Origin of the sequence: Edaphocola flava (assembly GCF_004118155.1) — a bacterium.
Taxonomy (GTDB): Bacteria; Bacteroidota; Bacteroidia; order Chitinophagales; family Chitinophagaceae; genus Edaphocola; species Edaphocola flava.
The window spans coordinates 412,015-430,477 of sequence record NZ_SAIQ01000002.1 but is presented as its reverse complement, the minus strand read 5'-3'; the positions used below and the strand labels follow the sequence as shown (position 1 = coordinate 430,477).

Here is an 18,463-nt window from a genome sequence, read left to right as displayed (position 1 = left end):
CAACATTATTGTCAATACAAGCATAATCAAAATGGAAAAACCCATTATCGGTATTACTACAGGTGATTTGAATGGTGTAGGTGTGGAAACGATTATTAAAACATTATCGGACAACCGGATGATAGAGTTCTGTACTCCGGTCATATTCGGTTCTAATAAAGTGATTAACTTTTACCGTAAACTGCTTCCTGAATTTGAACTTAAGTTTGCCAGCATCAAGAGTTTTGATGCGATCAATCCTAAGCAGGTCAATATTTTCAACTGCTGGGAAGAAGAAGTAATGATACAACCGGGAGAACTGACGGAGATCGCCGGCAAATATGCCGTACGTTCTCTGCAGGTGGCAACACAAAGCCTGAAAGAAGGACTTATTGATGCCATTGTAACTGCTCCTATACATAAAAAGAATACCCAGTCTGCAGAGTTTAACTTTACCGGTCATACTCCTTTTTTCAAAGCAGAGTTCGGCGCTAAAGATGTGGTGATGATGCTGTATGCCGATAATTTCCGTGTAGCATTGATCACAGAACACCTGCCGGTTGCTGAAGTGAGCAAACACATCACTAAAGAACTGATCATGAGCAGGATTGGTATCATAAAAGACTCTTTGCAAAAAGACTTCGGCATCAATATACCTAAAATTGCGGTGCTGGGTCTGAACCCGCACGCCGGTGATAACGGCCTGATCGGGAAAGAAGAAGAACTGGTGATCAAACCGGCAATTGATGCACTGCAGCAAAAAGGCATGCAGGTATTCGGACCATACAGTGCCGATGGCTTCTTTGCTCATGCACAACACCATAAGTTTGATGTAGTAGTGGCCATGTATCATGACCAGGGCCTGATCCCGTTCAAATCGCTGGCAGCCAGTGAAGGTGTGAATTATACCTGCGGCTTACCAGCCGTGCGTACCTCTCCTGATCATGGCACGGCATTTGACATAGCCGGACAAGGTATTGCCAGCCCGGACAGCTTGCGTGAGGCCGTATTCCAGGCGGTGCAGATCCTGCAACAAAGAGCAGAGTATGCTGCCAATACGACCAATCCATTAAAAAGAAACCATATTGCCAAAGAACGATAAATTAATATAATAGTTTTGGAAGTAAATAAAGCAAAATATCTCATCAGCAGCCCGAGCGTATCTAAGTGTCCGACACCAGATCGTCCGGAGTATGCATTTATCGGCCGTTCCAATGTAGGTAAATCATCATTGATCAACCTGCTGACTAACCAGAATGCGCTGGCCAAAGTATCGGCCAGTCCTGGTAAAACAGTAATGATCAATCATTTCCTGATTAATGCTAATGCAAAAGATGAAGGGGGCTGGTACCTGGTCGATCTTCCGGGATATGGCTATGCCAAGCGTTCTAAAACGCAGAGAGAGCAATGGAAGAAGACAATGACTGATTATTTCTCCAAAAGAGAGAACCTGGTTACGGTATTTGTACTGGTAGATAGTCGTTTATCTCCTCAGGCCATTGACCTTGAATTCCTGGGGCACTTAGGCGAAATCGGAGTTCCGTTCAACATAGTATTTACCAAGTCCGACAAAAATACACAGGCCGACACTTCAAAAAATACCAAAATGTTCATCAATAAGATGAAAGAAGAGTGGGAATACATCCCCCGTACCTTCATCACCTCTACCGTCAAGAAAAACGGGAGAAGGGAAATACTGGCCTATGTACAGGAATTGAATGATCAGTACAAAGAACAAGGCAACCAATTGCTGGAGCAATAATTTATTTACCTTACGGACCCGTTTCTGTTGTTTCGAATCATTCCTGAATTATATTTTTCTGCTCTGGCGACTTATCTGTCCTTCAGCGGAATGCAGGAACCCGAAACACGACATCGTCTCCCTTTAAGGGCGCGTTGTGTAGGCGGTCAACTTTATACTACAACAATACATTCAACTATATACACATATATTAACTAAACATGCAACAATTAATTGAACAGGCATTTGCAGACCGCTCATTACTGCAACAACCAAACTATGAAGAAGCCGTAAGATCTGTAATCGAAGCGGTAGATAAGGGCACCCTGCGTGTAGCAGAACCAACTGCAGACGGATGGAAAGTGAATGAATGGGTGAAGCAGGCAATCCTGATGTATTTCGGTATCCAGAAGATGAAAACCTGGACACTGGAACCATTTGAATTCCATGACAAGATGGAACTGAAGAAAGATTATGCAGCATTGGGCGTACGTGCGGTACCTCATGCAGTGGCTCGTTATGGTGCCTATATTGCTAAGAATGTAGTGCTGATGCCCAGTTATGTAAATATCGGTGCATTCGTAGATGAAGGCGCTATGGTAGATACATGGGCTACAGTGGGCAGCTGTGCGCAAATCGGTAAGAACGTACACCTTTCCGGTGGCGTGGGTATCGGTGGTGTACTGGAGCCATTACAGGCTTCTCCGGTAATTATAGAAGACGGTTGCTTTATCGGCTCCCGTTGTATTGTTGTAGAAGGGGTGCATGTAGAGAAAGAAGCGGTACTGGGCGCCAATGTAGTATTGACCAAAAGTACCAAGATTATTGATGTAAGCGGTGCAGAACCGGTAGAATACAGAGGTCGTGTGCCGGCCCGCAGTGTAGTGATTCCGGGTAGCTATACCAAATCATTCCCTGCCGGAGACTACCAGGTGAGCTGTGCACTGATTATTGGTCAGCGCAAAGAAAGCACCGATCTTAAAACATCACTTAACGATGCTCTGAGAGATTTTAATGTAGCGGTATAAACCGTTTTTGTTACACTTATAAAACCCAAGCCTTAGGAAATACGTTGTGCAGACCGTTGGTCTGCCGGGTTCCTAAGGCTTTGATTATATATGTTAAAATATATTAACAGTATTATATGCATGTTGTGCTGCAGCATAACAACAATATGGGCACAGGACTTTAAAGTAACCTGCCCCCGCAACTATGTGGTCGCTACAACAGAAAATATTATCCAGACACGGGTAGACAATATTTCCTGTAATAATATACTGGTTCGAACCGACAATGGTAAGCTGAAGAAGATCGGCGACTGTACCTATATCCTCATTCCGTTGCGCGCCGGTGAGTGTAATATTGCCATCAGCAAAGTAGTAAATGGCAATATCATTGACCTGGGTACCCGCGCGTTTAAAGTGGTTAGCGAAAAAAATGCAGGGAACATGGCTTCCGAGAAGGGCAATAAAACTGCGAAACAAAAGGATGATGCACCTCCTATTACCAAACCTAAGCTTATGCTGGGCGGCCTTAAAGGAGGCGACATACGCAAACTGATCCTGCAAAAACAGAAAGGCCTGAACCTGGAGGAAACTCCGGAGGTCAAAAGCGGCAAGCTGAAGCTGAATTCCTATGAAGTGCTGATCCTGGAAAATGATGAGCGCATTTTCAGTAAGAAAATGACAGATCCCGAATTTGACACAGACATCATTGCTGCATTCAAACAGTTAAAGCCTGGGTATATGTTACTGTTTATCAATGTTAAATGTCAGTACGATAATAAGACCATAAAGCTTGATGATCTTATCTTTGATCTCAAAAACTAGACAAATACTATGACGCAAATACTGGAACAGACTTTCCTGGGACTTTCTTTATACGCTTACCTACGCCTGGTTTTAATTATATTATTTGCCTGGCTGCTCAAAGGTGTGCTTTCTAAAATACTGGCACGGCTTGCCTATCGTTTATTCCGGAACACTTCCGGAGAACAGTATTATGAGCGTTTTTCTGCGCATATCAACAAACCCTTTGGCAACCTGCTGTTTACGATTTTTGCCTATATCGGCATCAACCAGATAGCCCCTTTGCTGGAGCGTGTGTGGCTGTTCAAACGAGGTAGTGCAGCACTGGCAACGGATACCAAGAACATGATTGCGGTTAAAGCGTTCACACTGATGGACCTTACCGATCGCATTTTTTTCTTTATCATCATCTTTACGGCAACCGGCTTGCTGGTTAAAGTGATCAGTTTTATCTTCAGGATGCTGACCGACAAGGCGGTCAAGAATGGCGATCGTGAACGGCAACAATTGCTGCCACTGCTGAGAGATGTATTGCGGGTAGTGATCTGGGCCTTTATGTTCTTCGTCATACTCGGTGTCGTCTTCCAGGTCAATGTAGCGACGCTGATCGCGGGCCTGGGTATGGGTGGTATTGCAGTTGCTTTTGCACTGAAAGACAGCCTGGAGAACTTATTATCCTCTTTCATGATCCTGCTGGACAAGCCATTTGTGATCGGAGACCTGATCAAGATTGATGGTGTGGAAGGTAATGTAGAAAAGATCGGATTCCGGAGTACCCATATCCGCACCCCGGAGAAAACACTGGTTTCTCTACCCAACCGTAACCTTATCAGCAACAGCCTGGAAAACTTTTCGGAAAGAGGCGCACGCAGGGTAAGAATGGTGGTGGGCGCCACCTACGGTTTATCTAAAACGCAGCTGAATACCATTGTAGAGCAGATCTCCAGCCGCATACAGCAACACCCCGATATTGTCGAAAAACCAAATGTATTTTTAGAAAGCTTCGGCGATTCTGCCATCAATATCAGTGTGGCTTATTTTGTAAAAACACAATCTGCTACACCTTTTGATAAGATAAAAGAACAGATCAATTACGAGATTTACGAGATCATGTACCGCTATGGTGCCGGATTCCCTTATCCGACACAGGCACAGGTCAACACGCAGGAAATCAACAATGTACTGACAGACCAGGCCTCTTAAAGAATCTCTATTCCATATTAAGAACAATCAAAACGTGTACCGCAGGTACCGTTTTGATTGTTTATTTTTGCACCATATTATCACATGAAAAGACCGCGTAAGTATTAACACCATACTTTGCGGATACCATTTATTTAGATTTCATATTATGTTACAGTTTTATCCGGAACAGGCTTTAGAGCGATTGGAATTCGAAAAAATAAGACAGCTGCTTTTAGCAAAATGCAGAACTAATTATGCGAAGCAAGCAGCACTGAATATAAAGTTTCACACCAAAAAGGAGTACCTCGAGGAGGCCCTGCAACAGGTGTATGAATACAAACAAACGCTGGGCGGCAGCGATTATTTCCCTAATGATTTCACTAAGGATATTACCGGTGAACTCAAACTCCTGCGCGTACCCGGTGCGGTACTGAAAGGAGAGGATTTTCTGTCGATCAATAAACTGACGCTTACCGTAAGGGATATACTCCTGTGGCTAAAGCGCCAGAACAACCTCTACCCCAGCCTGGAAGAGATTGCCATTACAGTTACCTATCAGAAAGAAATTCCAAAGATCATCAATGAAATGATCGACGATGCAGGTGTAGTAAGAGATTCCGCCTCTACAGAACTGATGCGCCTGCGTCATGATATTGAAAAGAAAAGACAGCAACTCCGTAAAGTATTTGAGGGCATCCTGCGTAAGCTGAACAAACAGGGTTACCTGGCCGATATTTCAGAGAGCTTTATGAACGGTCGCAGAACTGTAGCGGTTGTGGCGGAGCAAAAGCGTATTGTAAAAGGAATCATGCATGGTGAAAGTGAATCGGGCAAGACCGTATTTATAGAACCCGAAGAGACCATCGAACTGAACAATGATATTTCCAGCCTGGAAAGAGAAGAAGGCCGTGAGGTCTACCGCATCCTGAAAGACCTCACCGCATCATTGCAGGTATATCATCCCAACCTGGAGTCTTATCTTAAATTATGTGGTGTATATGACTTTATCCGTGCCAAGGCTTTGCTGGCGCAGGATATGAATGCCCATATGCCAAGGCTGAGTTCCAATCCCGGCACACACCTGATCAAAGCATACCACCCCCTGCTGCTCTTACACAACAAGACGCTGGGTAAACCTACATATCCGCTCACCATCTCTATGGATAAGGACAACCGCATCCTGGTGATCAGCGGTCCGAATGCGGGCGGTAAAACGGTATCGATGAAAACGATCGGCCTGTTGCAGACCATGTGTCAGGCAGGTTTACTGATTCCGGCAGATGATACTTCTGAGATCGGTATTTTCAAACAGATCATGATTCATATCGGGGATACCCAAAGTATCGAAAATGAACTGAGTACCTACAGTGCCCACCTGAGGGATATGAAATATTTCCTGGAACAGGCCAATGGCAAGACCCTGTTCTTCGTAGATGAGCTGGGTAGCGGTTCTGATCCTAATCTCGGCGGAGCATTTGCCGAAGCAATTGTGGAGCAGCTGGCCAATAAAAAAGCCATGGGTATCATTACCACTCACTACCTCAACCTGAAGGTCATGGCGGGCAAAGTACCTGGTATTTTTAATGGCGCCATGGCTTTTGATGAAGAGAAACTATTACCCTTGTACCAACTGGTACTGGGCAAACCGGGTAGTTCTTACACTTTCTCGATAGCGCAACGCAGCGGCCTGCCAGAGCATGTGATCAACCGGGCCCGCCAGATCACAGACAAGGGCCACTTTAAGCTGGACAAGATGCTGCACCAGACGGAGCAGCAATCGGTGCGCATGACCAGTAAGGAGCGACACCTGGATCAGCTGGTAAAGGAAAATGAGAAATTGAAATCTAAATACGAAGAGCTGATCGATAAGGAGCGCCTGGAGCAGCATTACCAGACGCTGAAATTACAGAACAAGATAAAGAAAGAAGAACTGGATTACCTGCGGGATATGGAACGTAAATTCAAACAGATTGTGTTTGACTGGAAGCGTACCGATAACAAGCAGGAGGTCATTGAATCTGCCGAAAAAATACTCTTTAAGAAAAAGCATATAATCCAGAACCAGGCTGCAGCGACCAAAGCAGATAAGAACTATGTGATCACCGCGAAGCAACCGGAGGTAGGTGACCTGATGCGGAATAAAGATAATCACCAGATCGGACGCCTGGTAGAAGTGAAAGGTAAAAAGGCGATTGTCCGTATCGGTCATATGCCCTTTACCATTACAATGGATGAATGGATTACGGTAGAAGCCAAAAAGCCTCAACCCCGTAAAAAGAAGACAGAGGAGTAAACCGACACTAAATATCCGTCAAATAAGACGTACCTTTGCCGCGACTACAAATCCGCGCTATCGCTGGGGCTCAATGCCCGAGAGGAAAGTCCGGACAGCATAGTGCAATGCACCACCTAACGGGTGGGTATGCGGCAACGCATAACAGCAAGTGCCACAGAAAATAACCGCCCTGCAAAGGGTAAGGGTGAAAATGTGCGGTAAGAGCGCACGGTAAGAGCAGGCAACTGTCTTTACGGGTAAACCTTGCGTGCTGAAATGCCCAATAGGCAAGCGATTAAGGGCGGCACGTCCGATGCTTGCGGGTAGGCAGATACAGTTGTACAGTGATGTACCGCGTAGATAAATGATAGCGGCACTCCGGCAACGGAGGGTACAAAATCCGGCTTACAGGGTTTGTAGTTTAATTTTATCCATACAGCGACTGACCAGCATGGTTAGTCGCTTTTTTATCTACTGCCCACTATGCAATGCTTCATTGAGCTTAGCATTAGAGTATGTTCATAAAATAATAACAGAGTCTTAGGCTTCAATCTATTGACAAACAATGTTTATTGCCGTATTTTAGCTAGTAACATTACGGAAACATACATTAATGACCATATTGCGGAAACATAAAAGAGGACTGATCTTATTCCTGGCACTGGCGATCTACCTGATCACAGCGCTATGGCTGCAGTCTTCTTATGGCATGCCTTACTATGTACCTTATATATACCTGCCTTTACAAAATATACGCAGCCAAATCCTGCAGTACCTGCCCTTTAGCCTAGGAGACCTTATCTATATCGGTTTATTGATCTGGCTGCTGATTTCCTTGTTCCGCTTTGTACGGAATATTATACTCAGCCATCGTTTAGGCAAGCATATTGTCGGCAACCAGCTGTTACGCTTTGCGGCAACCCTTGTGTTTCTCTACGCAAGCTTTATCATACTCTGGGGGGCCAATTATAAACGCGAGCCCCTGATACCGGAAAGCCGCAGCACCCTGGATACGGCTACCCTTATTGCCCTCAATGATACACTTGTGGCAGAGCTTAATCGATTACCGAATACGGACAATCCGCTTAACCTTGCGCAGCTCAACAAGCGTATCAATATCGACTACCAGAATATGTTTGGGCCAAAGGTGCCGCTCTTAAATGTAAAGCCCACGCTTTTTGGCAGCAGCCTGCATTATTTCGGCATACAGGGTTATTACAATCCACTGACGGGAGAAGGCCAGTTTGCCACTTCCCTGCCCCCGTTTATGTGGGGCTTCGTGGTTGCGCACGAAATGGCCCACCAGGCGGGTATCGCTTCCGAAGGAGATGCCAATTTTATTGCCTATATGATCTGCGTGCAGGATAGTATGCCCGGTATGCAATACTCGGGTTACCTGAACCTGTTCCTGTATGCCAACAGGGAGCTGTTTGAAATCGACTCCACTATGGGCAAGGCAAAATACGAAACCCTCAATGCCACGGTGCGGGAAGATATCGAAGCCCTGAAAAAGCTGAGAAAGCAATACAAAAGCAGCTTCCGCGGATTATCTATAGATGTATACCACTGGTACCTTCAGAACCGTGGACTGAAACAAGGCATTGGTAGCTATCGCCTTATCTCCAAAAAAGTATATGAATGGGAACGGGATGGCAAACCTAAGATCAGTCTGTATCCATAACACTTACAACATATTTAATGAGCCACAGTCTGGTATCAAAGTAACAGGGTTCCGGCACAATACCGGTCAGCGTAATGCTGTTTTAAACCTGATGCAAAAAAATAAGCCCGTGATGCATTGTTGCACCACGGGCTTATTTACATTACTTGTTTTGTTTTAGAATACAGTTATTTTACAATTATAATCAACTCCCAATACACTTCCGGAGCGATTACATTCTGCTTTTGCTTCCTTATACGTTTTATCACGGATGATAGAAGTACTGGTATTGCCATTTACGGTACATTCACAGTTCCAGTCTTTAGGTTTGTTACACGAGGTACCAAATGCAATGGCACCGCCAAAAATGGCTAAGGCTGCGGTGATTGATGCTATTCTTTTCATAAAATCGTTTTTGGTTACCCCAATATTAATACAATAATCTAAGCTATTGAGATACAGAATGTTAATAAATTGCCTGTACATACAAGTAAAATGGCGTCCATTCCCCGCATATGCGCTTCAGGTAAAGGTTACAAATATGTTTTACAAAAGGAATATTTTCAATTAACTTTGCGGCTCAAATCAGAAAGAACAACATGTTTGCATTACGTAGATTTTTAGTCAAGAACCGTCTGCTGCTGGCAGTGCTATTTATCGCATTAGGTATATTTTCAGGTATCAAAGTAACCTGGTGGCTGGGCTGGTTGCCTATCCTCATCGGTTTACTGACCGCTGCCGCACATTTCCTGATCGGCCCGATGACTATTCTCCCGCATTATATTGAAAGTGGCGATGTAGAAGAAGCTCAGAAATTAATTAATTCTGTAAAAAAACCAGAATGGCTGTTCAAACAGGTAAGATCCGGCTTTTATATGCTGAAGGCAAACTTATCTACCATGAATAATGACCTGGATGCTGCTGAAGAGCAACTGAGAAAAGGACTGGCTTCAGGTGCTACAGATAAGGATGCTGAAGGGATGGCTTTACTGCAGTTAGGCTTTATCTCTGCTCAGAAAGGAAATCTGAAAGAATCTTATGAGCAATTGCGTAAAGCAGTGCAACTGGGCTTACCGGATGCAGATACTACAGCAAGAGCTTATATGCAGTTATCTTCTATCTGCGCACAGAGAAGAGATTACCGCGGTTGTAAATTTTACTTTGCAAAAGCAAAGGCTGCTAAGCCTAAAAATGCAGAGATTGTAGAGCAACTGAAAGAAATGAACAAACAAATTGCCCGCATACCGGGATAAAATAACACAATCAATAAAAAAGCAGCCCGAAAGGCTGCTTTTTTATTATGTATAACAGGCAATTCACACGGATTACCTTATTTTTGTTTCGTTTTTAAAAAAAACCTGTATTTATTTATTCGCCCGCATCAAAACCGGCGAAGCATTGCTGCAAATTATATGAAGTATAAACATATTTTACTCCTCGTCTTCCTGATTATCCTCATAGACCAGTTCATCAAGATATACGTTAAACTTAATTTCAATTACGGTGACAGTATCAACGTCATGGGCCAGAAATGGTTCCAGTTGTACTTTATCGAGAACTCCGGAATGGCCTTCGGGATGAAGATCATGGATTCTACCACCGGTAAAGTAATCCTGACCCTCTTCCGCCTGGTAGCAGTAGGTTTCGGTTTTTACTGGGTAAAGACCCTGGTGAAACGTGGTCTGAGCAATGGCGTAAAAATATGTGCGGCTATGATCCTGGCAGGCGCAGCGGGCAACCTGATCGACAGTATGTTCTACGGAATGATGTTTGATCGCGGCCTGGCATTCGATCCTGCTGTAAATGACTATGTAAGTTATCTTGGCGTAGCCAAATTCGGCAAGGGTTATTCCGGGCTGCTGCATGGCAGTGTGGTAGATATGTTCTACTTCCCGGTAATCGATACCCAATGGCCGAAATGGATGCCCATGGTGGGCGGACAACGCTTTACCTTCTTTGATCCGATCTTCAACTTTGCAGATGCTTCTATCTCACTGGGCGTAATTATCCTGTTACTGTTCCAACAAAAAGCCTTGAAGACAGACATGAATAAAGCCGTTACCGAAAAGGCCAATGCTGCTGAGCATGCATCTTAAATTTTATTTCACTTCATTCATTACATAACATTACTCATTCGACATGACTACGTACACGTTCGAAAACAATCTTGAATATGCATTATCACTAGATGATGTAGATATATTACATTCTTTCCGTGAGCGCTTCCATTTCCCTCAGCATGATGGAAATGATGTGCTTTATTTCTGCGGCAACTCATTGGGTTTACAGCCAAGAAGTGCTTCCTGGCTGTTTCAGAAAGAGCTGGCTGACTGGGCTAAGTATGGTGTAGAAGGTCACTTCCAGGCAGAGAACCCATGGATGCATTACCACCATCAGTTCAGCACCTCCCTGGCCAGAATCGTAGGAGCCGATACTTCAGAAGTTGTGGCCATGAATACGCTGACGGTGAACCTGCATTTACTGATGATCTCGTTTTACCGTCCTACCCAGCAGCGCTATAAAATCATTATGGAGGCAGGTGCATTCCCTTCTGATCAGTATGCAATGGAAACGCAGGTAAAAATGCACGGATTTGATCCTAATGAAGCCATTATAGAACTGACTCCGAGAGATGGGGAGTATTGCCTGAGAGATGAAGATATTTTACAGGCCATCAAAGACACCGGCGATCAGCTGGCTTGTGTGATGATGGGTGGTGTAAACTATTATACCGGTCAGTTATTTGACATGCCGGCAATTACTAAAGCAGCGCATGAAGTTGGCGCTCTGTGCGGTTTTGACCTCGCACATGCTATGGGTAATGTGCCGATGCAATTGCATGACTGGGATGTAGACTTCGCCTGCTGGTGTTCTTACAAATACTTAAACTCTGGCCCTGGTGGTGTAGCGGGTATTTTTGTTCATGAAAAACATGGCAATAACCCGGATACCCTGCGTCTTGCCGGTTGGTGGGGCAATGATGAGTCTACCCGTTTCAAAATGAAGAAAGGCTTTATCCCTGCTAAGGGTGCTGCCAGCTGGCAGATGAGTAATGCGCCGGTCTTCAATATGATCGCGCACAAATCTTCCCTGGATATTTTTGACAAAACATCTGTAGCACAACTCAGAGAAAAGAGTCTGAAGCTGACTGCTTATGCAGAATTCCTGTTGCAACCATTGGAAGCAGCCGGTATTTTTGAAATTATTACACCAAAAGAACCGCATCGCCGTGGAGCGCAGCTGTCCCTGTTATTCAAAGACAAAGGCAGAGCTGCATTTGATCACCTGACTGCTCATGGTGTAGTTGCAGACTGGCGCGAGCCAAATGTAATCCGCATCGCACCGGTGCCCATGTACAACAGCTTTGAAGATGTATATCGCTTTGCAGACCTGTTACAGCAATTCCTGAAGGGTCATTAATTGAACCTGAATTATATAAAGAAAGGAGCATCTTACGATGCTCCTTTTACATTGAACAGAAATTCCACTAACTGTTCAATACTTTGCTGATATTGTGTTGTGCAAAACCGGCAGAGGTGGTCATGCCCTTGCCGCCGATACCCGTAACAATATGAATGCGCTTGTCTATGGTATGACAGAAGATCTCATCTTCATGCTGGGCATAAAAACCGGTCCAGTTCTGGGCTATATTCCAGTTGTCCAGTTGCATGATCTTCTTTGCTTCCCTCAGCATGATCTCATTAATGTGCATATCATTATAGAATATGCTCAGGTCATCCTGATCCTCTATGGGTGCATAGAGATGAGAATCTCCGATGATCACACTACCGTCTACCCTTTGTTTAAACAGGATATGAATGCCGTAATCCACACAATCCTGTGGTACATCTGCTGCATCCAGCTGCTGGTAACTGTCACAGGCCGTGAAGCTCTCATAGCGTCTTATGGTAAGCCCGGTAAGGATATTGCCTGGCAACACCGTATGCTGTTGCGGGTAAGTCGCCATCATATTTAGTTTAGATACGATGAGCCCGCTTGTGGCAAACACTTCCGGGAATAGTAGTTTAAACTCTCTGCCAGAGCAGATAAAACAATGAGCTGCCGCATACTCCTGCTTGTCAGCAGTGCTTACCCTTACGGTATCTCCGGCAGTTTCTGTACCCACTACAGGGCAATTATTCCGGTGGCGGAACCGCTGCGGAAATTTAACAGACAGGTATTCCAGTACACGATGCACCAGGATCTCCGGCTCGGCAGATACTTCCTGCGGAAAGAATAGTGCCCCCTTAGCATAACCGGTCTGCACCATCGGGTAGCGCTCCAGCAACTGTGCAGCGGTCCATAATTCAGCTGTGTAATCTACTGCATGGAACTTTGCCTGCAACTCTTCCAGTACGGCCATTTCAGACGCGGTATTGGCTATATAACAGGAACCATTGTTGCGGATACCAATATGGAATTCACTTTGTATTTCTTTGTATAATTCTGTAGCGATGCGACCGTATTCATGCCATTCACTGCCTGGTATCAGACCAGAAGGCACGACCTGTCCGAAATTGCGTACAGTGGCTTCCTGGGCACGCTTATCCTTCTCCAGTAACATTACCGTCTTGCCTGCCTTCAGGGCATGATAAGCATGAAATACGCCGAGGGCTCCGGCTCCGATAATGATTACGTCAAACTGTTTTGTCATGTGTCTATTTTGTGTCTCTAAGTGCAAAATATATTGTCTCCGGCTAGCCGGAGACAATATGGGTATTATATTTAAATTAATGTTGGATCACTACTTTCTGTGTTCCTGATGCTTTACCATTATTTACGGTAATGAAATATACGCCTGCCGGTAAGGTCTGTACATCCAGACTTGTCAATCTGTTGTTGATTACCTGTTGCAGTACTACTGTACCGATCTGGTTATGCATCACCAGTTTGGCCTGTGCAGTACCATTCAGGACTACCTGCAGCTGATCCGCAGCCGGGTTAGGATACAGTCTGAAATCATCTGCACCCAATTCCTTAATGCTGTTTGGATCTGCTGTAGAGAAGGTAAATGGTCCCTGCCATGGATTCAGTCCTAATGTACAGCTATCCTGTATGTAGAACTCATAATCCGTATTGTTGGTCAGTCCGGAGAAAGTATACTGTGCAGCACTCAGGTTCGCAACGATGGTACCATTAGCCGGAACGAAACCAGTCGTACCATAGCTCAGGTTCCATAAACCCGCAGTGCTGGTCCAGGTAGCTTTTGCACCGCTTGCATTAATGTTGCTCACTACAACATTATGTGCCGGCTCACATGGCAGCGTGGTGTAGGAGAATGGCCCAACCCATCCGCTGTTCGTCACACTGGAATTACAGTTAGCTCTTACATAAAAATCATAAGTAGTATTCGGTGTTGCCGCAGTCAGCTCAAAACGTTTGTCCACAACATTGGTTTGGATACCAAATGCCGGATTACCAAATCCTTGTGTGCCCCAGCTTACGATATAATCCTGGGTAACGATACCGTTATCTTCCCACTTCAGGACCATAGCAGCAGCTGTAATACTATCTGCATGTACATTGAACGGTTGCGGACAAGGGTTCAGCGTAGTGAAGTAGAATGGTCCAACCCAAGTACTTGCGCTTGTTGCGCTACAGGAGTCTTTCATATAAAACTTATATGTCTGCGAAGCATTCAGGTTCGTTAAGGTCAGCGAAGCAGTTGTGCTCGTTACGGCAGTACCGGTGCCTGGCGAGAAAGCGGTATTACCGTATTCTATCAGGTGTTTGCCCGCAGCGGAAGTCCAGCTGATAGTAGCATTGCCGGTGTCGATATTAGTAATCGTAATGTTCTGCGGTGTAGCGCAGGCCGGAGCAGAGAAGTCTGCCAGGACAAATTGCTTCACACCCGAAGCCTGCATTAAGCTCAGTTGCTGTGCAGTTGTATTGTTGGCCGCTACACTCTGTGTCCACAAAGTATCATCATTCGCTTTACGGTTATACAGGTGCAGGTTTGCATTATTGCTTACGGCATTAGGATAACTGCTGTAATTATACACTGTTTTATACTGAGCTGTTTTATTGCCCGGGGTATACACACCGAAGTATTGATTGGTTGTACCTAATTGCACAATACCATTCACCATATTCGGCACAGTATTGATGCGGTATAACTGTAGCCCTTTAGTATTGGCTTCTACAGAATCGATCGTGATCTGTCCCATAGCATTACTGCCTAATGAAAGGCTTACCCCGTTCCATCCGTTAGGATACACTTGTATACTGGTATCTCCGATAGCAGCACCACTGATCACGCGTTGCGGATTGTTCAGCAGCGTACCGTTAAACACCGTACCGGTTGCCGCAAGGTTGGTCAGTACCGTACCACTGGCTTCATCCATACGATAATAGGCCAGTAAATTGGTATCAGTAGTATTGATCTTATGACACATATTTGCCCTGATTTCTTCAACCGTCATTGCTTTCTTCCAGACGCGCAGTTCATCCATTGCTCCTTTAAATTTAGGACCGTACACACCGGTACCATCCTGACCGATACGCATCGGTAATGCACCATCAAGGCTTAGTAAAGAATCTGCAGCGATATTGATCGGGCTGCCAGCCTGTACCCCATTCAGGTATGCAGTTAGGCTTCCTTTACGGTCTACCACCATAGCAATATGATTCCACTCTGCCGGGTCCGGTAAATTGATGTCATAATCTTTTCGGGTACCGCCAGCAGGCTTGAAATTGAAACGCAGGTTACCGCCACCGTTCCAGCACCAGAGAATACCGGTATTGGCACCACTGTTCCAGTCTTTGTTACCAATAAAGGAAGGATCGCTGGAAGGGTTATTGAACTTAACCCATGTCTCTAAAGTATAGCTGCCTTTTGCCATAGCACCGGATAAAGAATCACCCAGGTTTACATGCTCATTAGCGCCCGTACCCTGAAAGTTCATTGCATAACCACTGCCATAAGTGCTGTAGTCCATAGCCGTCGTAAACGTATACGGTCCGGCCCATGCACTGGCACTATTAATAGTGGCACAGGTATCACGTACATAGAATCGGTAAGTAGTATTGCTTTGCAGGTTATTTACGGTATAGTTTGCAGCAGAAAGATTGTTCACTACAGTACCGCCATTACCCGGAGTAAAGGTTCCTTGACCGTATGCCAGGTTCCAGGCATTAGAACCGCCAGTGATCCAGCTCAGCTGTGCCGCACTGGTGGTGATATTCTGTGCATTTAATGCAGTAGGTGTATTACAGGTCACAGAGGTAACGAAGCTACCGATGATTAATTCCTGTCTGCCCGAAACACCCGTTTTGCTCAGGGTATTATTGGTTATATTTTTAGTCGCTGCCCATAAGCTCCATACAGAATCCATGCTGTAGCGCTTAAACAGGTCTATACCACCTTCAAATGTATTGGCTGCCGGATAGTTGGTATAATTATACACCAGGTTATAACTGCTGGTATCTGATACCGGGAATACACCGTAGTACACATTATTTGTACCCGGATTGGCAATACCGGAAGTCGTATTCGGTACGGCATTCACTTTGAACAGGTGTATACCGCTAGTATTATTGCTGATATTATCCAGCTGTACGGTTCCGTTCGCAGGAGAGGTCAGGCTTAATGTCTGTCCGGTGTACGTTGCAGCATACAGTTGTACCGATTCATCTCCGACAGATGCACCGCTGGCTATTCTTGCCGGTGTATTAACAAAGGTACCGTTGAAAAATCCGGTGCTTGTTGCCGCGGAGTTTGTTACCGTGGTGCCGGTAGTCTCATCCATACGGTAGTAAGCCATCAGCCCGGTTTCTGCTCCGGTCAGTTTATGACACATATCATTGCGGATATCGGCCACGGTGCGTACAGTATTCCAGATGCGTACCTCATCCATATCCCCATCGATACCGAAAGCAGCATTACCATCTGCACCCAGGCGTAAAGGCAAACCTGCATCAATAGCGAAACCGGAATCTGCGGCAATGCTTACGGCTGTACCGTTCTGTACACCATTTACATAACCCGTGATGTTTCCATTACGTTTTACGGTAACGGCAATATGATTCCATTTACCATAATCCAGGGTCATATTCATATCCTTACGGGTACGACCCGCAGCGCGGAAGTTAAAGCGAAGGGTGTTCGTGGCATAACGACACCAGACGATACCAGTATTGGCCCCACTGGCCCAGTTTTTATTGCCCAGGAATACCGGGTCAGAACTATTGCTTCTGACTTTTACCCACATCTCTATGGTAAAGTCAGATTGTGACAGGGAGCGGGATAAGGAGTCGCCCATATTCACATGGCTGCTGCCATTAAAACTCAGGGCCTTTGCAGCACCCTGCCCGTACGAAGACAAGCTTTGCCCCAGACCTATGCTCATAAACAGCAAGGCCAGTACGCGTACCAGTAATTTTGTGTTCATTATGATTTATTTGAAATGAGCTTAAAGAAAAGCGGATGCCCTGCGACATCCGCTATAAAATGTTATTGCAATACGATTTTTCTTACGGTCTGTTTACCATTATTCATTACGTGCATGAAGTAAATACCTCTTGGCAGAGCAGTAAGATCGAACGGTACAACCGTTAAGCCTGCAGTACCTTGTGTGGTTTTGCTCTGCACCGCTACACCATTCATATTCTGGATGCGGATGTCGATCTTACCGGCAACATCTTTAAAGGCTACTTTGAATACACCATTGTTCGGGTTAGGGAAAATACCGAATTCAATAGCCGCATTGCGTACATCTTCTACATAAGTAGGATTACCGGTGGTATCTGTAGTATCGGTTACCGGCAGTAACCATGACTTACCGTCAAGATTCCATGCAGGATTGGTTTCCGGGCTCTCGCAGGCAGATCCTTTCATGATGTGTGCCAGTGCGGTAACTGCGATGTCGGTCAGTACGGGAGTATTGTTCAGTAAAGTTGTATCTACAGGATTGGTCGGCATGTAATAGCTGCCCGGATCTGGTCCGGTGATCTGCAGGTGCGGTACACTTGGTCCGGAAGCTACCCACCAGATATGACGCTCTGTGTTGGATTGTCCGCCATGTGTAGTACCGATACCACCATGATCTGTAGTCAGCAGGATGAGCCAGTCTTCCTGGTTGTAGGTAGGACGCTGGTATAATTTCGCGATCACTTCACCAATCTCAGCATCTACGGTCTGGATAGCATTCATATACTGCGGATTGGCAGGGTTGAAGCCTGAAGAGTGGCCCGCTGCGTCACATTCATCATAGTGAATGAACAGGATGTCCAGGTTAGGATCGTTCAGCTGAATCTTTGCCGCTGCAGTTACCGCACCCTGCCCGTGTGTACCGGCATCGATAGATTGGTTGAAACCGCTGTTGAATACGAATCCTGCGCTGTTATTACTATTGGTCGGATCATTCATCGGGTCCCAGGTAATGATCTGTACTGCTTTCAGGTTCGGCAGACATTCCTTGGCTCTCTTAGGAAAATACGGATAGTTGGCATAGTTAGGATTGGTATAACTATTGTTGGTCACCTGGTGTTTGGCTTCCCACACACCGGTCATCATCGTAGACCATGATGCACCGCTGGAGGTCGCACCACAATGCCAGGAGTCGAAGGTATACAAACCATGTGCCATCAGGGTATCAATATTTGGTGTATTGGCCTGCAGTAAAGCATCTGCGCGTACACCGTCGATACCGATAAATAATACTTTAGGCTTTTTAGGCGTGCCTGTTTGTGCCGATACGGTTACTGTGGAACCGATCAGTAAAGCGCCGGTTAGTAATTTTTTAATCATTTTCATTTCTGTTTGATTGTATAAGTTGTTACTATTTTATATTGAATGGATTAATGAATAAAGATTG

At 45.2% G+C, this 18,463-nt stretch carries 14 protein-coding genes and 1 other RNA gene; 11 read left to right on the top strand and 4 right to left on the bottom strand.

The features are described 5' to 3' along the window. The first annotated feature begins 31 nt into the window (after window positions 1–31). The 8 genes from pdxA (at window position 32) to EMP01_RS08105 (ending at window position 8,669) form a co-directional block, all read left to right on the top strand. Window positions 32–1,081, top strand: coding sequence for a 4-hydroxythreonine-4-phosphate dehydrogenase PdxA (gene pdxA, locus EMP01_RS08140; RefSeq protein ID WP_129021012.1), 1,050 nt, complete (start codon window positions 32–34; stop codon window positions 1,079–1,081). A 15-nt stretch (window positions 1,082–1,096) separates the two neighbouring features. Beyond that, the gene (gene yihA, locus EMP01_RS08135; RefSeq protein ID WP_129021011.1) at window positions 1,097–1,741 is read left to right on the top strand and encodes a ribosome biogenesis GTP-binding protein YihA/YsxC; all 645 of its coding nucleotides are present in this window, start codon (window positions 1,097–1,099) and stop codon (window positions 1,739–1,741) included. 200 nt (window positions 1,742–1,941) lie between these two features. After that, a complete protein-coding gene (locus EMP01_RS08130; protein ID WP_129021010.1) occupies window positions 1,942–2,748 on the top strand; it encodes a 2,3,4,5-tetrahydropyridine-2,6-dicarboxylate N-succinyltransferase in 807 nt (268 codons plus the stop codon). 90 nt (window positions 2,749–2,838) lie between these two features. Further along, the gene (locus tag EMP01_RS08125; protein WP_129021009.1) at window positions 2,839–3,549 is read left to right on the top strand and encodes a hypothetical protein; all 711 of its coding nucleotides are present in this window, start codon (window positions 2,839–2,841) and stop codon (window positions 3,547–3,549) included. A gap of 9 nt (window positions 3,550–3,558) precedes the next feature. Next, a complete protein-coding gene (locus EMP01_RS08120; protein WP_129021008.1) occupies window positions 3,559–4,731 on the top strand; it encodes a mechanosensitive ion channel family protein in 1,173 nt (390 codons plus the stop codon). 148 nt (window positions 4,732–4,879) lie between these two features. Then, window positions 4,880–7,006 carry an endonuclease MutS2 gene (locus EMP01_RS08115; RefSeq protein ID WP_129021007.1) on the top strand — a complete coding sequence of 709 codons (2,127 nt, stop codon included), beginning with the start codon at window positions 4,880–4,882 and terminating at the stop codon, window positions 7,004–7,006. A gap of 44 nt (window positions 7,007–7,050) precedes the next feature. Beyond that, an RNA gene (rnpB, locus tag EMP01_RS08110) (RNase P RNA component class A) lies at window positions 7,051–7,412 on the top strand. Window positions 7,413–7,601: 189 nt separating this feature from the next. Then, on the top strand, window positions 7,602–8,669 hold the full coding sequence (locus EMP01_RS08105) for a DUF3810 domain-containing protein (RefSeq protein WP_129021006.1): 1,068 nt from the start codon (window positions 7,602–7,604) through the stop codon (window positions 8,667–8,669). A gap of 156 nt (window positions 8,670–8,825) precedes the next feature. Here EMP01_RS08105 and EMP01_RS08100 read toward each other — a convergent pair whose 3' ends face one another. Next, window positions 8,826–9,053 carry a hypothetical protein gene (locus tag EMP01_RS08100; RefSeq protein ID WP_129021005.1) on the bottom strand — a complete coding sequence of 76 codons (228 nt, stop codon included), beginning with the start codon at window positions 9,051–9,053 and terminating at the stop codon, window positions 8,826–8,828. 194 nt (window positions 9,054–9,247) lie between these two features. Here EMP01_RS08100 and EMP01_RS08095 point away from each other — a divergent pair, with 194 nt between their 5' ends. The 3 genes from EMP01_RS08095 to kynU all read left to right on the top strand — a co-directional run bounded on the left by EMP01_RS08095 (window position 9,248) and on the right by kynU (window position 12,068). Beyond that, window positions 9,248–9,901, top strand: a complete 654-nt coding sequence (locus EMP01_RS08095) for a tetratricopeptide repeat protein (RefSeq protein ID WP_129021004.1) — start codon at window positions 9,248–9,250, stop codon at window positions 9,899–9,901. Window positions 9,902–10,060: 159 nt separating this feature from the next. Next, the gene (locus tag EMP01_RS08090) at window positions 10,061–10,744 is read left to right on the top strand and encodes a lipoprotein signal peptidase (protein WP_129021003.1); all 684 of its coding nucleotides are present in this window, start codon (window positions 10,061–10,063) and stop codon (window positions 10,742–10,744) included. Between the two features lie 43 nt (window positions 10,745–10,787). Further along, a complete protein-coding gene (gene kynU, locus EMP01_RS08085; protein WP_129021002.1) occupies window positions 10,788–12,068 on the top strand; it encodes a kynureninase in 1,281 nt (426 codons plus the stop codon). Window positions 12,069–12,135: 67 nt separating this feature from the next. Here the strand turns inward: kynU and EMP01_RS08080 are convergent, their stop codons facing one another. From EMP01_RS08080 to EMP01_RS08070, 3 genes are all read right to left on the bottom strand, one after another. Beyond that, the gene (locus EMP01_RS08080; protein WP_129021001.1) at window positions 12,136–13,302 is read right to left on the bottom strand and encodes a TIGR03364 family FAD-dependent oxidoreductase; all 1,167 of its coding nucleotides are present in this window, start codon (window positions 13,300–13,302) and stop codon (window positions 12,136–12,138) included. A 76-nt stretch (window positions 13,303–13,378) separates the two neighbouring features. Next, complete coding sequence (locus EMP01_RS08075; protein WP_129021000.1) at window positions 13,379–17,038, bottom strand: LamG-like jellyroll fold domain-containing protein; 3,660 nt, start codon at window positions 17,036–17,038, stop codon at window positions 13,379–13,381. Between the two features lie 62 nt (window positions 17,039–17,100). Then, on the bottom strand, window positions 17,101–18,396 hold the full coding sequence (locus EMP01_RS08070) for an alkaline phosphatase family protein (RefSeq protein ID WP_161971267.1): 1,296 nt from the start codon (window positions 18,394–18,396) through the stop codon (window positions 17,101–17,103). Window positions 18,397–18,463 lie beyond the last annotated feature (67 nt).

What these genes read in the sequence shown, in the direction of transcription:
- pdxA (WP_129021012.1), top strand. Translation starts at nt 32, where the DNA reads ATGGAAAAACCCATTATCGGTATTACTACAGGTGATTTGAATGGTGTA.
- EMP01_RS08130 (WP_129021010.1), top strand. Translation starts at nt 1,942, where the DNA reads ATGCAACAATTAATTGAACAGGCATTTGCAGACCGCTCATTACTGCAA.
- EMP01_RS08125 (WP_129021009.1), top strand. Translation starts at nt 2,839, where the DNA reads ATGTTAAAATATATTAACAGTATTATATGCATGTTGTGCTGCAGCATA.
- EMP01_RS08120 (WP_129021008.1), top strand. Translation starts at nt 3,559, where the DNA reads ATGACGCAAATACTGGAACAGACTTTCCTGGGACTTTCTTTATACGCT.
- EMP01_RS08115 (WP_129021007.1), top strand. Translation starts at nt 4,880, where the DNA reads ATGTTACAGTTTTATCCGGAACAGGCTTTAGAGCGATTGGAATTCGAA.
- EMP01_RS08105 (WP_129021006.1), top strand. Translation starts at nt 7,602, where the DNA reads ATGACCATATTGCGGAAACATAAAAGAGGACTGATCTTATTCCTGGCA.
- EMP01_RS08100 (WP_129021005.1), bottom strand. Translation starts at nt 9,053, where the DNA reads ATGAAAAGAATAGCATCAATCACCGCAGCCTTAGCCATTTTTGGCGGT.
- EMP01_RS08095 (WP_129021004.1), top strand. Translation starts at nt 9,248, where the DNA reads ATGTTTGCATTACGTAGATTTTTAGTCAAGAACCGTCTGCTGCTGGCA.
- EMP01_RS08090 (WP_129021003.1), top strand. Translation starts at nt 10,061, where the DNA reads ATGAAGTATAAACATATTTTACTCCTCGTCTTCCTGATTATCCTCATA.
- kynU (WP_129021002.1), top strand. Translation starts at nt 10,788, where the DNA reads ATGACTACGTACACGTTCGAAAACAATCTTGAATATGCATTATCACTA.
- EMP01_RS08080 (WP_129021001.1), bottom strand. Translation starts at nt 13,302, where the DNA reads ATGACAAAACAGTTTGACGTAATCATTATCGGAGCCGGAGCCCTCGGC.
- EMP01_RS08075 (WP_129021000.1), bottom strand. Translation starts at nt 17,038, where the DNA reads ATGAACACAAAATTACTGGTACGCGTACTGGCCTTGCTGTTTATGAGC.
- EMP01_RS08070 (WP_161971267.1), bottom strand. Translation starts at nt 18,396, where the DNA reads ATGATTAAAAAATTACTAACCGGCGCTTTACTGATCGGTTCCACAGTA.